Annotated in this window: 9 protein-coding genes; 7 read left to right on the plus strand and 2 right to left on the minus strand. The window is 74.1% G+C overall.

The genetic code is table 11. The features are described from left to right. Positions 1 to 18: 18 nt before the first annotated feature. The gene (locus JO379_RS25430) at positions 19 to 660 is read left to right on the plus strand and encodes a hypothetical protein (protein WP_209517102.1); all 642 of its coding nucleotides are present in this window, start codon (positions 19 to 21) and stop codon (positions 658 to 660) included. A gap of 125 nt (positions 661 to 785) precedes the next feature. Here the strand turns inward: JO379_RS25430 and JO379_RS25435 are convergent, their stop codons facing one another. Next, positions 786 to 1,355: a hypothetical protein gene (locus JO379_RS25435; protein WP_130881814.1), complete on the minus strand. Its 570-nt coding sequence runs from the start codon at positions 1,353 to 1,355 to the stop codon at positions 786 to 788. A gap of 221 nt (positions 1,356 to 1,576) precedes the next feature. Beyond that, the gene (locus JO379_RS25440; protein ID WP_130881813.1) at positions 1,577 to 3,742 is read right to left on the minus strand and encodes a RecQ family ATP-dependent DNA helicase; all 2,166 of its coding nucleotides are present in this window, start codon (positions 3,740 to 3,742) and stop codon (positions 1,577 to 1,579) included. 238 nt (positions 3,743 to 3,980) lie between these two features. Between JO379_RS25440 and JO379_RS25445 the strand changes: the two genes are divergently transcribed. The 6 genes from JO379_RS25445 (at position 3,981) to JO379_RS25470 (ending at position 13,894) form a co-directional block, all read left to right on the plus strand. Beyond that, complete coding sequence (locus tag JO379_RS25445; RefSeq protein ID WP_209517104.1) at positions 3,981 to 5,432, plus strand: DUF4192 domain-containing protein; 1,452 nt, start codon at positions 3,981 to 3,983, stop codon at positions 5,430 to 5,432. A 111-nt stretch (positions 5,433 to 5,543) separates the two neighbouring features. Next, complete coding sequence (locus JO379_RS25450; RefSeq protein ID WP_209517106.1) at positions 5,544 to 7,643, plus strand: glycogen debranching N-terminal domain-containing protein; 2,100 nt, start codon at positions 5,544 to 5,546, stop codon at positions 7,641 to 7,643. A gap of 90 nt (positions 7,644 to 7,733) precedes the next feature. Next, complete coding sequence (locus JO379_RS25455) at positions 7,734 to 8,495, plus strand: NUDIX hydrolase (protein ID WP_130881810.1); 762 nt, start codon at positions 7,734 to 7,736, stop codon at positions 8,493 to 8,495. Positions 8,496 to 8,770: 275 nt separating this feature from the next. Continuing rightward, positions 8,771 to 10,612, plus strand: coding sequence for an ATP-binding cassette domain-containing protein (locus tag JO379_RS25460; RefSeq protein ID WP_130881809.1), 1,842 nt, complete (start codon positions 8,771 to 8,773; stop codon positions 10,610 to 10,612). 353 nt (positions 10,613 to 10,965) lie between these two features. After that, positions 10,966 to 11,904, plus strand: a complete 939-nt coding sequence (locus JO379_RS25465) for a FadR/GntR family transcriptional regulator (RefSeq protein WP_130881808.1) — start codon at positions 10,966 to 10,968, stop codon at positions 11,902 to 11,904. A gap of 430 nt (positions 11,905 to 12,334) precedes the next feature. Continuing rightward, a complete protein-coding gene (locus JO379_RS25470) occupies positions 12,335 to 13,894 on the plus strand; it encodes an RNA polymerase sigma factor (RefSeq protein ID WP_209517108.1) in 1,560 nt (519 codons plus the stop codon). Positions 13,895 to 14,072 lie beyond the last annotated feature (178 nt).

Raw genomic sequence — 14,072 nt, forward strand, 5'->3', positions numbered from 1 at the left:
TTTGATAAACATCAACTCATGCCTCTCATCCCCGAGGAGCCTCAGATTCACGAGAGTGTCCCGGGTCCCCGCGCAGTTCCGACCGCCGGCCGGACCACGCAGACCCCCCGACCCGTCCCTGGCCCCGGCCCCCGCCCGGTCCCGGCGCGACCCGGAAACCCCGGCTCGAACCGCGCACCGGTGCCCGCCCCGCGCAGCCCGCGCGAGACGGTGGCGGACGCCCCGGCCGCCGCCTCCATACCGGCACGGGCTCCGCGGCCCGCCCCGGCGGCCACCCCGCAGATCCAGCTGATCCCCGCCTCCGCGCAGGGCGCCCTGGACGCGGCGGACGAAGCCGTCGACCTGCTGCTCGACACCGGCCGCGCGCCCGGTGAGATCCTGGTGCTCACCACCGGCGACCCGCACCCCTGGGCGGCGCACGAGCTGTCCTTCGGCGAGGCGTCGTACTGGGCGCAGCACGACGCCGGAGACGATGTCTTCTACGCGGGTGCCGACGCGGACCGTGCCACGACCCGCCCGGTCGTGGTCGTCGCCGTCAACGGCGGCACGGACGCCGCGGTGGCCGGCGCACTGCCCGCGGCGATGGCGCGCGCCGGTGCGTTGCTGATCGTCTGCGGTGACCCGCAGCGGGTCAACGCCCTTCTCTCCACGGGCGTCTAGCGTTCGATCCCGTCGGCCATCCCGCCCCGTCGAGGAGGCGCCGGTGGCCGACGGGTCCTCAGCTCGCGGGTCAGCGGGGCGTCGCCGGGTGAACCGGCCGGGCCCGCCGCGCGCGGCCGTGCCGTTCAGCGGGCCGCCGTGTGACGGTGCGCTTCGGGTGCTCCGCCGCCGGAACTCAGGGGTGCCGCCGCGCGGGCGGGCGAGCGCGGTTGACGCCCGGCGCGGCCCTCCCCGAGGATCCGCCACCCGTCACGCGTCAGGGTGATGTACGCGCCGCAGCGCAGCCCGTGCAGGGTGCACGCGTCACGCAGCCCCCACATCCACGCACCGTCCTCCTCGGTCCAATGGCCCCTGCCCTCACGGCAGTAGAGCAGCACGGCCGTGCGGACCGGAGCCCTGCGGCGCAGGTCGTGCGGGATCACCTGGCGTAGTTGGGCGAGGAGGGCGTTGCGCAGCACCCATCCGTCGACCGCGGTCGGCCGTCTGACCAGGGAAGCGCTGGCCGCGAGCCGCTCGTCGGGGGCGAGCACGGCGATGACGGCCGTCGACGGTGTCGGCGTGTGGCGGGTGTAGAGCCCGGTGACGACTTCACGTGGATTGCGCAGCAGCGGGACCCCGGCAGCGGCCCACTCGGCGGGCTCGAGCAGCCGGGACACGGAATCGGCGGACGACGGTGCGGCGATACCGAAGGCCACGCTTCTCCCTTCGTCTGCGCGCCCACGGCTCGGTGGGGCGTCAGGCACGGGCGCGCACCACGACAGCCGTCCGCGGCGGAGCCGTGGAAGCGGGAGCGGGGAGCAGATCCCCATCCTCGCGGCCGCGGCGGTCACCCGGCAACGATCAATTGGCGCCAGTGACCGTTATCCGGCGGTCCGTCGCCAATATTCCCGCCGCTTGCCACGCGGACGGCTGCGGTTCACCCCTGAACCGCCAGGACCAGCGGGAACACCTCCTTGGCGCCGGACCGGCGCAGCAGCCTCGCGGCCACGGCGAGGGTCCAACCGGTGTCGGCCATGTCGTCCACGAGCAGTACCGGCCCGTCCGCCGACGCGAGCGCCTGGGCGAGGGCGGGGGGCACCGTCAGCGCCCCGTCGAGCGCCCGCAGGCGCTGCGCGCTGTTGGTGCGCGGCAGCCTGGTGTCCGTCGCCTCGTCCCGGTATTCGACGGAGCCCAGCAGGGGCATCCGGCCGACGGTGGCGATGTGGTGGCCGAGGGACCCGATCAGCTGGGGGCGGGTGCGGGAGGCGAGGGTGACGACGCCCACCGGACGGGAAGGGGCGTCGGGGGCGCCGGACGCCCAACCACCGGGCCCCTTGGCCCAGTCGGCCAGCACGGTCACCACCGCGTCCGCCACATCGTCCGGAATCCGACCGTCCGGCGTCTGCGGGGCGAGGAGCGGTCGCAGCCGGTTGCCCCAGCCGATGTCGGAGAGCCGACCGAGCGCCCGTCCGGTGGCGGCCTGCTCGCCCGCCGGAATACGGCCCTTGAGATCCACGCCCACGGCGGCCATGCCCGTCGGCCACATTCGCCGCGGTTCGACCTCCACACCGGGGCGCCCCAGTTCGCCGCGCGAGGCGTCCAGGGCCACGCTGGAGACCTCGGCTGTGAACCTCGCTCCCACGCAGTTGTCGCAACGCCCGCAGGGGGCCGCCTGCTCGTCGTCCAACTGGCGGCGCAGAAACTCCATCCGGCACTCCGTCGTGGTGGCGTAGTCCCGCATCGCCTGCTGCTCGGCCTCGCGCTGTCGCGCGACCCACGCGTACCGCTCGCCGTCGTAGGCCCACGGCCGGCCGGTCGCGGTCCAGCCTCCCTTGACGCGGTGCACCGCGCCGTCCACGTCGAGGACCTTGAGCATGGTCTCCAGGCGTGAGCGCCGCAGCTCGACCTGCGGCTCCAGGGCGGGGAGGGACACGGGCCGGTCGGAGGCCGCCAGCACGTCCAGCGTGCGGCGCACCTGATCCTCCGGAGGGAAGGCGAGCGAGGCGAAGTACTTCCAGATCGCCTCGTCCTCGCGGCCCGGGAGCAGCAGGACTTCGGCGTGCTTGACGCCGCGGCCGGCACGGCCTACCTGCTGGTAGTAGGCGATGGGGGAGGACGGCGAGCCCAGATGGACCACGAAACCGAGGTCGGGCTTGTCGAAACCCATGCCCAGGGCGGAGGTGGCGACGAGCGCCTTGACCCGGTTGGCGAGCAGGTCCTCCTCCGCCTGCTGCCGGTCGGCGTTCTCCGTCTTGCCGGTGTAGGAGGAGACCGTGTGCCCGCGTCGGCGCAGGAAGGCCGTCACTTCCTCGGCGGCGGCGACCGTGAGGGTGTAGATGATGCCGGAGCCCGGCAGCTCGTCGAGGTGGTCGGCGAGCCAGGCCAGCCGGTGGGCGGCGTCGGGGAGCCGCAGGACGCCGAGGCTCAGGCTCTCCCGGTCCAGCGGGCCACGCAGCACGAGCGTTTGAGCGGCGCCCTCGCCCGTCCCCAACTGCTCGGCGACGTCGGCGGTGACCCGGGCGTTGGCGGTGGCGGTCGTCGCAAGGACGGGCACGCCCGGGGGCAGGTCGGCCAGCATGGTGCGCAGCCGGCGGTAGTCGGGCCGGAAGTCGTGGCCCCAGTCGGAGATGCAGTGGGCCTCGTCGACGACGAGCAGGCCGGTGGCTGCGGCGAGCTTGGGCAGCACCTGATCGCGGAAGTCCGGGTTGTTGAGCCGCTCGGGGCTCACCAGCAGCACGTCGACCTCGCCCGCGGCGATCTCGGCCTGGACGGTGTCCCATTCCTCGACATTGGCGGAGTTGATCGTGCGCGCGCGGATCCCGGCCCGCGCGGCGGCCTCCACCTGGTTGCGCATCAGGGCGAGCAGCGGGGAGACGATGACCGTCGGGCCGCTGCCGCGCTCGCGCAGGAGCGCGGTGGCGACGAAGTAGACAGCCGACTTGCCCCAGCCGGTGCGCTGCACCACGAGCGCGCGGCGGTGCTCCGCGACCAGCGCCTCGATCGCGCGCCACTGATCCTCACGGAGCTTCGCCGTGCCCGTCGTGTCGCCGACGAGGCGGGCCAGGACGGTGTCGGCCGAGACGCGGAGATCTTCGTTGCTCATGCCCCCATGCAACACGAGCCCACTGACAATGCGCGAACGGGACCGGGGATCTGTGGAAAACGCTGGAAGGTTCGCAGCACCCGAAGCCCCTGGAACCCGTTCGTGCCCGTTTGGAGCCCGTTCGGGCCCGTTGAGGACCCGGATCCCCTCCGGCACTGTCCACAGGATTAGTAGGACAATATGCGGGAGTTATTCACAGGCCTGGCGAACCCTGACAAGTCCGCGGGAGTCTCGGGCCATGACCAAGCGCGATGAATCAGCCCGCCCGTCCACCTCGTCCGCCGCCTCCGCCACCCCGTCCGGCGCGCCCACCGTGCCCACGGAGGAGCAGATCAGCCTCCGCAGCCCGGCCGAGCTGGCCGACGCCCTGCCGTACCTCCTCGGCTTCTTCCCGGACGACAGCGTCGTCATGGTCGCGCTCCACGGCGAGCGCGGCCGCTTCGGCGGCCGGCTCAGGCTCGGCATTCCGCGGACCCGCGAGGAATGGCCGGAGGTCAGCACCCAGCTCGCCGAGACGCTCATCGCGGGCAGCAGCAAGCGCGGCGCCCGGCCCGACGGCATCGTCCTCTTCCTCTGCCAGGACCCCGGACCCGGGGAGACCGCGCGGGACGTGATGGAGCGGCTGCGCCCGCTCGCCCAGTGCCTGCGCCTCGCGTGCGGAGGGCTGGAAGTCCCGGTGTACGAGGCGTTGTGCATCTCCGACGGCCGCTTCTGGTCCTACTGCTGCCCCGACACCCGGTGCTGTCCGCCGGACGGCACGCCGCTGGCCGTGCCCGGCACCTCGGTCATGGCGGCGGCCGCCGCCTATGCCGGCATCCAGGTGCGCGGATCCCTGCGCCAGATGGAAGCCCGGCTCGCACCGCTCACCGGCCCCCCGGCCGAGGAACAGGAGCGGGCGCTCGACGCCGCGGCCGTCGATCTCGTGCCCCGCATCCTCCGCGGGGCGGACTGCGAGACGGTGCGCGAGGAGACGATGGGCCTGGCGCGGCTGGTGCTGGACCGACTCCATGCCGCCCCGCCGAACGCCCGGCGGCCGGAGGCGGACGCCCAGGACGACGCCCTCCTCGCCCACGACGAAGCCGCCGCGATCATCCTCGGGCTCCAGGACCGCGCCACCCGGGACCGGGCGGCGGAATGGATGGAGGGCCCCCTCGCGCCCACGGTGCTGCGCCTCTGGCGCGCCCTCGCCCGGCGCTGTGTGTCCTCGTACGGCGAGCACGCGGCCGCGCCGCTCACCCTCGCCGGCTGGGTCGCCTGGTCCACCGGAGACCAGCCGGAGGCCCGGGTCGCGCTGAGCCGCGCCCTGGCGGCCGACCCCGACTATCTCTTCGCCCAGCTCCTGCAGCGCGCCTGCAACGAGGGAATGGACCCCGAGCCGCTGCGCCGCTGCCTGCGCCGCGAGCGCGCCGGCCGCGCCGTTCATGCCGCCGCGCACGCCGAAGCGGACCGGGCCCGGAGCGCGGATGCGGAAGGTGACGCCCCGGGCGGTCAGCGGGCGTCCCGGGTCAGGCGGCGCCGGCGCCCGCCCCTCACCGGCACGGCCGAAGCCGGTACGGGCAGCCGGACGGCCGGTCCCCTCAGGAACGCCGGAAGCGTGCGCCCCACCGGCCCCGGCGGGGCGACCGGGCCCGCGGGCAAGGCACGGGCACGACGGCGGAACGGGCCCCGAGGGGCCCGTGGCCGGCAGTGATCAGGGTGTGGGGCCGGGGGCCCGTGACCTACGTGGCCCCCGCGCCGTTCACCTGGGTGGCCCCGCAGCCGTCCGTCGCCCGGTCGCGACGTCCACAGGGAGCGCAGACACATGCACGGCAATGTCCCCCATGGTCATCCGACCTTGACCCCGAGCCCGGCCGCCCCCGGCCCGGCCCCCGGCCCGGTACGGGGCTCCGCCTCGACACGCCGCCCGCCCCCCACCCCGCGCCCGGGGCGTGCTCAAGGGCCACAGCCCGTGCACAACGCACTGATCTGCGTGGCACTGCCCGCTCTCGCGATCTCCGGTGAGGACGGACAGCTCACCGGGCACGGCCTCGACGGCTTCTACCGCGCGGGGCGGCGGCTGCTGGCGCGCTGCCGGTTGCGGGTCGGCGGAGCCGAACCTGTGCCCGTGCAGGGACGGATGCTCGCCGCCGACCGGGCCCGCTTCGTGGGCACCGTGCGCACCGTCGCCGACTCGGGGCCCGACCCGGCCGTCACCGTCGAGCGGCTGCGGGACGCTGAGGGATGCGAGCGGATCACCCTGCGCAGCACGGCCGCACGGGCCTTGAAGCTGGGCGTCGAAGTATCCCTGGGCACCGACCTCGCGGAGCTCGGTGCGGTCGCCTCGGGCCTGGCCGGACCCGAGGTTCCCGCCGCGGTGCACGCCTGCGGGCTGCGCTGGTCGGCGGCGGGAGCCCAGGTGATGGTCACCGCCGACCCGCCGCCCGGGGACTCCCTCGCCTCGGCCGGACTGCTGTGCTGGGAGCTGGAGCTGCCGCCCGGTGGAACGCGAAGCATCGAGCTCCGCGTCAGGCTCGAACCGCCCGGACGGGCCCGGCCGGCCGAGACCGCGGTGCCCCGGGGCCGCGGCGGCACCGCGCCCTGGGGCGAGGCGGCGGCGGAGGGGGACGACCCGCGGGCGGCGGCCCTGCTGGAAGCCAGTCTCGACGATCTCCGCGCGCTGCTGGTCCGCGATCCGGGGCAGCCCGCCGACGTCCACCTCGCCGCGGGCGTCCCCTGGCGCTGCGGTCACCTCGCACCCGCCGAGGCGCTGTGGGCCGCCCGGATGACCCTGCCCCTGGGAGTCCGCCTCGCCGCGGGGACGCTGCGCACCCTGGCCCGCGCGCAACTGCCCGGGCCGCACGGCGACGGCGGCCGCATCCCCGGGGCGCTGCGGCACGCGGGAGCGCACCTGCCGCCCGGGTGCACGGGCATCGAGGCGACCTTGCTGTTCCCCGTGGTCCTCGCCGAGGCCCGGCGATGGGGGCTCGCCGAGCGGGAGGCCGAGGCCCTGCTGCCGGCCGCCGAGCGGTGCCTGGGGTGGCTGCGGACGGCGGTGGGGGAGGGCCGCTACCTCGCGGACCCGGTGCCGGGCGGGCCGTACCGCTGCGAAGTGCAGGCGCACGCACATCGTGCCGCGCTGCTCGGCGCGGATCTCCTGGAGGCGTACGGCCGACCCGGCGCGGAGCGCTGGCGCGACTGGGCGGGCGAGCTGCGGCGGCGCTTCCGGGACGATTTCTGGGCCGAGGACCCCGGCGGCGGCCGCCCCGTCGCCGCCCGGATGCCGGACGGCCGGCGGATACCGCAGCTGGGCTGCGCCTCCGCGCACCTGCTCGACACGGGCCTGCTCGGAGCCGGCGAGTACGCCCCGGGGCTGCTCGACAAGGTGCAGACCGAGCAGCTGGCCAGACTGCTCGGCGGGCCGGCGCTCGACTCCGGCTGGGGGTTGCGCAGCCTCGGGGCGAAGGAGCAGGGCCACAACCCCTTCGGACACCGCAGCGGAGCCGTGCGGGTCCATGAGACGGCCGTGGCCGTGGCCGGGCTGGCGGCCGCCGGCTACGAGAAGGAGGCAGGAGGGCTGTTGCGCGGCACCCTCGACGCCGCCGAGGCCTTCGGCTACCGACTGCCGGAAATGTACGCGGGGGAGCAGCGCACCACCGGCAGCGTGCCCCTGCCGCATCCGGCCGCCTGCCGCCCCGCCGCCGTCGCGGCAGCGGGCGCGGTCCAGCTCCTGACCACCCTCGTCGGGGTGCGCCCCGACGTGCCGGCCGGAAGCGTGGCGGTCCGCCCGCCGCGGACCGCGCCGCTGGGCGCCCTGCGGTTCACCGGGCTGCGGGTCGCCGACCAGCCGTTCGCCGTGCGGATCAGCAGGCTCGGTCTCGGCATGGTCGAAGAAGCCGCCGACGGTCTTCAACTGGGAGTGTGAGCGCGGGTGCGGGCCAGGCTGTCCGAAGGGGCGTTGGTGAACCCTGGACAAGACCCTGTTTATCGTCAAGCAGACGACTATGATCGCGTCATGCCCTACGACCCGTCGGCCTTTCCGCCCTTCGCCGTCACCGTCGACCTGGTCGTGCTCACCGTGCGGCGCCACGCGCTGTGCGCGCTGGCCGTCCGTCGGGGCGAGCCCCCCTACCAAGGGCGCTGGGCGCTGCCGGGCGGGTTCGTCAGGGGGGACGAGGACCTGGCGACCGCGGCGGCCCGTGAGCTGGCCGAGGAGACCGGGCTGCACGCCCAGGACCCCGCCGGGCCCGCCCCCGTGAACGCCGCGCATCTGGAACAGCTCGCCACCTACGGCGACCCCAAGCGCGACCCCCGCATGCGGGTCGTCAGCGTGGCGCACCTCGCCCTCGCGCCGGATCTGCCCGCCCCGCGCGCCGGCGGCGACGCGCGCAGCGTGCGGTGGGCCCCCGTGGGAGACCTGCTGGACCAGGAGGACGGCTACGGCCGCGACGGGGAGCTGGCCGCGCCGCTCGCCTTCGATCACGCCCGCATCCTCGCCGACGGGGTCGAGCGGGCCCGCTCCAAGATCGAGTACTCCTCGCTGGCCACCGCCTTCTGCCCGCAGGAATTCACCGTCGGCGAGCTGCGCCGGGTGTACGAGGCGGTGTGGGGCGTCGCCCTGGATCCACGGAACTTCCATCGCAAGGTCACCGGCACCCCCGGCTTCCTGGTGCCCACCGGCGGGACGACGACCCGTCAGGGCGGTCGCCCCGCACAGCTCTTCCGGGCCGGTGGGGCCACTTTGCTGAACCCGCCGATGCTGCGCCCCGAGGCATAGAGGCTGCGACCCGACGCATAGGCGAAGCCCGGACCGACCGGCGCCCGCAGCAGCCTGCCGGGCCCACCTGTGCCTGCCCCGCCGCCGCGCGCCGCCAGGGGGTGCGGCGCTCTCCCAAGCCCGGTCCGGGGGTGGGACACGGTTGCCCGGAAATGCCTACAGTACGGAGCAAATCGGGCATATCGGGTTACGGTGCTGCGGTACGTCCAGCGCGCCGCGCACCCCGCAGCCCAGGGTTGCCGCGCCGCGCCGTCTCACGCCCCGCGGGAGAAGCCATGATCCAGGCCATCGGGCTGACCAGCGCCCCCCGCCGCAACCACCCTCCCGCCGTCGACGACCTCACCTTCGAGGCCCGCCCCGGCCGGGTCACCGTTCTGCTCGGCGAGCCCGGGGCGGGCAAGACCAGCGCGCTGCGGCTCATGCTGCGGCTCGACCCCGGGCGCGGGGTCGCGCTCTTCCGCGGGCGCACGCTCGACCGGGTCGCCCACCCCACCCGCGAGATCGGCGTGTTGCTCGGCGACGTCCCGGGTCACCCCGCCCGCACCGCCCGCGGCCATCTGCGGATGCTCAGCGCCGCCGCCGGGGTCCCCGCGGAGCGCGCCGACGACGTCCTCGAGGTCGTCGGCCTCAGCGGCCTCGCCGACCAGCGCATCGGTGACTTCTCCCTCGGCATGGACCGCCGTCTCGGCCTCGCCGCGGCACTCCTCGGCGACCCGCACACCCTGCTGCTCGACGAACCCGCCGAAGGCCTCTCGCCGCGTGAGACGGCGTGGCTGCACGGCATGCTGCGCGGCTACGCCGCCCAGGGCGGCGCCGTCCTCGTCACCTCCGGCGACCCCCGTGAGGCGGCCCGCATCGGCGACCGGGTCGTCACCGTCGAGCGGGGCCGGCTCGTCGCCGACCAGGAGGCCGCGGCCTTCGCCCGGACCCGGCTGCGCCCCCGGGTCGTCGTCCACTCGCCCTTTGCGAGCCGCCTCGCCCACGTCCTCACGGTCGAAGCCGACGTGGTGCGCGCGTCCCCCGACGGGCCGCCCGTGGAGGTGACGCACGAGGGCGGCAGCCGGATCCATGTCTACGGCAGCAGCTGCGCCGCCGTCGGCGAGACCGCCTACCGCCACGGCATCCTCGTGCACCGCCTGGCCGACGAGACCGGGGACACCGGCCCCGTGTCCCCCCTGCACCGTGCCGACGGCCGCCGCCCCGACACCACGGATCCCGCGGCCGCCGCGGAACCGGAAGCGGAGCCCGGCACCGCCCCTGCCGTGGAAGCCGCCACCGGTACCGGCCCTCCGCCCCGACCGGTGCCGACCTCCCGCTCCCAGGCCCGCCTCCAGCCCCGGCTGCCCGCCCCCGGGCCCGTCTGGCCGCTGCTCTACGAACTGCGCCGCGCCACGGGCGTGCGGACCGGCTGGATCACCGGCGCCGTCTCCCTCGCGGCCTCACTCGTGACCTCCGTGCTGCTCGCCCGCACCAGCGGCACCCCGGCGCTGCGCCTCCTCACCGGCTGGCCGGCGCTGCTGCCCCTCCCCCCGGCCGCCTTCGGCGCGGGGCTGCTCGGCGCCCTCGCCTTCGGTCAGGAGTTCCGCTACCCGGCACTGGCACCGGACCAGGGCACCGTCCCCCGGCGCCTCGGACTGCTCGCCGCCAAGCTCGCGGTCACGGCGATGGCCGCCCTGCTGCTCGCCTTCGCCTCCCTCGGCCTCGACGCGGCCGCCCTGAGGCTGCTCTTCGGAGACCCCGCCGTCGTCCTCCCCGACGACTGGGCCCTCACGCTCGTCGGCTGGGCCGGGCTCACCCTCGGCTGCGCGTGGGCCGGCCTGCTCGCCGCGGGCGTGTTCCGGTCCACCGCCCTCGGGCTGGTGGCGGTGCTCGCGGTGCCCACTCTGGTGATGCCCGTCCTGGGCGGGGTGCTCACCCACCCGACGGCCCGCTCCCTGATCGGTCTCCCGGGGCGGTTGCGTGCGACGGCCCTGGTGCAGTGGCCGTCCGGGGTGGACCAGGCGCTCTCCGCGGCCCTGCGGCTGATGTCCCAGCCCGTCGGCTGGGCGCTGGCCCTGTCCTTCGCGGTGCTCCTGGGGGCGTACGTGCTCACCGTCTTCCGCGGCAGGCCGCGTTGAGCGGCGGCCGGCGGGGCCGCTGCCCGGCCCATCGGCTCCGGTGGGAGGTGGCCGGAGGTGGCGGGAGACCGCCGGAGCCGGTCGTCCGACGGGGAGCGTCAGCCGCTCCGGAGGCAGTCGGCCCGCTCGAGTTGCCGTACCGGGCGCGCATGGTAAAGGCCTCACTCCGCCGTCCCGGCCGTCACGCCGCCCCTCGCCTCCGCAGAGGGATCACGCCCCGTAATCAGGCCGGGCGGTCACGTCCCGGCCTCGGCAGAATTGTCGTCACGCTCCGCACTCGCCCTCCCGGAAGAGGTGCCCGATTCCGTCCGATTGAGCGTCAATTGTGAGGTAATGCGCGATCACCCTTTCGTGTGCTTTTCACCAAAGACCTCAAGGGCTCTCAACGTGTCGCCGACAAAGGATGCGTGAGTACCCTTGCGCACACCATGATGACCGCGGCTCGCCCCGCCGACTCCGGCCTCGCAGGATCGGGCGAGCTTGACCGTTACTCCTACGCGGAGGCCCCCGGGGTCGACCGCGGGGCGTCGTCCGCCTGGGACGGCGACGCGGAGCTGAGCCGGGCCGGCCGCCGCGCGGCCGGCAGCCGCGGCCGAGGGCTGCACGGCCAGCTCGTCCAACAGCTGGGCCAGATGATCGTCTCCGGCGACCTGGGCGCCGACCGCCCGCTCGTCCCGGAGGAGATCGGGCAGCGCTTCGAGGTCTCCCGGACCGTCGTCCGCGAGTCCCTGCGCGTCCTCGAAGCGAAGGGCCTGGTCAGTGCCCGGCCCAACGTCGGCACCCGCGTCCGTCCCGTCAGCGACTGGAACCTCCTCGACCCGGACATCATCGAATGGCGGGCCTTCGGCCCCCAGCGGGAAGACCAGCGCCGCGAGCTGTGCGAGCTGCGCTGGACCATCGAGCCGCTCGCCGCCCGGCTCGCGGCCGGACACGGGCGCGAGGACGTCCAGCAGCGCCTCGCCGACATGGCCGAGATCATGGGCCACGCGCTGGCCCAGGGTGACTCCCTCACCTTCTCCCGCGCCGACGCCGAGTTCCACTCCCTCCTCCTCCAGGTCGCGGGCAACCGCATGCTCGAGCACCTCTCGGGCATCGTCTCCGCCGCGCTGCACGTCTCGGGCGCCCCGGTCAGCGGTTGCGACCGCCCCACCGAGACCGGAGTCGGCCAGCACCTGCGGATCGTGGACGCCGTGGGCGCGGGAGACGCCGCCGGGGCGGAGGCCGCGATGCGTCAGCTGCTCGTCACCCACCCCGACGTCGAGCGCGTGGTGCCCGCCCCGCGCGAGCACTGATCGCGGGACCGGGGCCGTACGGACGGGGCCGTACGGGCTGGGTCGTACGGCCGGATCCGTACGCGCGGGGCCGCGGTGGCGGCTCGCGCGTACGACCGTGCGTGCGAGCCGTGCGGGCGGCCTCGCGGAGGGCCGGCGCGGGCCCGGCCCCGGGATGGGACGCGACGGAACCGGGTGATCTGCCCAATTAAGTGGTTATTCGCTCCGGTATGGGGTGTGACTCGGGCCACGAGGATTGGGCGTAACGCTGTCCGGCGAAGCGCGATGACTAAAGAGGTGGCAGACGCGGAGGGAATACGGGCCTCGATCGAGGCGCTGTGTTGCTCTGCACTCCCGCCCGCGCCGTCGGTTCATCCTTGCCGGCGGTCGTCGGCTCCGGTCCGCTACGGACGGGGCCGGAAGCCGTTTCCATCGTTCCGAGAGGTTGTTCGTGTCGGCCAGCACATCCCGTACGCTCCCGCCGGAGATCGCCGAATCCGAGTCTCTGATGGCGCTCATCGAGCAGGGAAAGGCCGAGGGGCAGATCGCCGGCGACGACGTGCGTCGGGCCTTCGAGGCTGACCAGATTCCGCCAACCCAGTGGAAGAATGTTCTGCGCAGCCTCAACCAGGTCCTCGACGAGGAGGGTGTGACGCTGATGGTCAGTGCCGCAGAGGCGCCCAAGCGCACCCGCAAGAGCGTCGCAGCGAAGAGCCCGGCGAAGCGCACCGCCACCAAGGCCGTCTCGTCCAAGACGGTCACGGCCAGGTCCGCGTCCTCCGCGTCCGTCACGTCGGCCCAGGCCGGCGCGTACGGCGACGACGAGGGTGACGAGGCCATGGGCGCGCCCGCCAAGAAGACCGCCGCCAAGAAGGCGACGGCCAAGAAGACGGTGGCGAAGAAGGCCACCGCCAAGAAGACGGCGGCCAAGAAGACCGCCTCCAAGAAGGACGCCGACGAGCTTCTCGACGACGAGATCGTCGAGGAGACCCCCACCCCGGGCAAGGGTGACGAAGAAGACGAGACCGGCGAGAACAAGGGCTTCGTCCTCTCCGACGACGACGAGGACGACGCCCCCGCGCAGCAGGTCGCGGTGGCCGGTGCCACGGCCGACCCGGTCAAGGACTACCTCAAGCAGATCGGCAAGGTCCCCCTCCTCAACGCCGAGCAGGAGGTCGAGCTCGCCAAGCGCATCGAGGCCGGCCTGTTCGCCGAGGACAAGCTGGCGAACTCCGACAAGCTCGCGCCGAAGCTCAAGCGTGAGCTGGAGATCATCGCCGAGGACGGCCGCCGCGCCAAGAACCACCTCCTGGAGGCCAACCTCCGCCTGGTGGTCTCGCTGGCCAAGCGCTACACCGGCCGCGGCATGCTCTTCCTGGACCTCATCCAGGAAGGCAACCTCGGTCTGATCCGTGCGGTCGAGAAGTTCGACTACACCAAGGGTTACAAGTTCTCGACCTACGCGACCTGGTGGATCCGCCAGGCGATCACGCGCGCGATGGCCGACCAGGCCCGCACCATCCGTATCCCGGTGCACATGGTCGAGGTCATCAACAAGCTCGCGCGTGTCCAGCGCCAGATGCTCCAGGACCTGGGCCGCGAGCCCACCCCGGAGGAGCTGGCCAAGGAGCTCGACATGACCCCTGAGAAGGTCATCGAGGTCCAGAAGTACGGCCGTGAGCCGATCTCCCTCCACACCCCCCTGGGTGAGGACGGCGACAGCGAGTTCGGTGACCTCATCGAGGACTCCGAGGCGGTCGTGCCGGCCGACGCGGTCAGCTTCACGCTCCTCCAGGAGCAGCTGCACTCCGTCCTGGACACGCTCAGCGAGCGTGAGGCGGGCGTGGTCTCCATGCGCTTCGGTCTCACCGACGGTCAGCCGAAGACGCTCGACGAGATCGGCAAGGTCTACGGCGTGACGCGTGAGCGCATCCGTCAGATCGAGTCGAAGACGATGTCCAAGCTGCGTCACCCGTCGCGTTCGCAGGTCCTGCGCGACTACCTGGACTAATCCGTTCCCCCTCCATCCGGCCCCTCTCGGGGCGCCGGACGGAATGCGGAGCGAATGCCGCGAGGCCCGGTACCCCCGGAAGGGGGCCGGGCCTCGCGGCATTTCGGCTGCCCGGACCGGCGCGCTTTCCGGGCGACCGGTCTTTCTTCCGGATGCGCCGAATGCCATTCGCCTTGAC

It is taken from the genome of Streptomyces syringium, assembly GCF_017876625.1.
Lineage (GTDB): Bacteria > Actinomycetota > Actinomycetes > Streptomycetales > Streptomycetaceae > Streptomyces > Streptomyces syringius.

Bases quoted from the DNA above. Each gene is read 5' to 3' on its own strand.
- JO379_RS25455 (WP_130881810.1), top strand. From the start codon at position 7,734: ATGCCCTACGACCCGTCGGCCTTTCCGCCCTTCGCCGTCACCGTCGAC.
- JO379_RS25440 (WP_130881813.1), bottom strand. From the start codon at position 3,742: ATGAGCAACGAAGATCTCCGCGTCTCGGCCGACACCGTCCTGGCCCGC.
- JO379_RS25460 (WP_130881809.1), top strand. From the start codon at position 8,771: ATGATCCAGGCCATCGGGCTGACCAGCGCCCCCCGCCGCAACCACCCT.
- JO379_RS25445 (WP_209517104.1), top strand. From the start codon at position 3,981: ATGACCAAGCGCGATGAATCAGCCCGCCCGTCCACCTCGTCCGCCGCC.
- JO379_RS25430 (WP_209517102.1), top strand. From the start codon at position 19: ATGCCTCTCATCCCCGAGGAGCCTCAGATTCACGAGAGTGTCCCGGGT.
- JO379_RS25450 (WP_209517106.1), top strand. From the start codon at position 5,544: ATGCACGGCAATGTCCCCCATGGTCATCCGACCTTGACCCCGAGCCCG.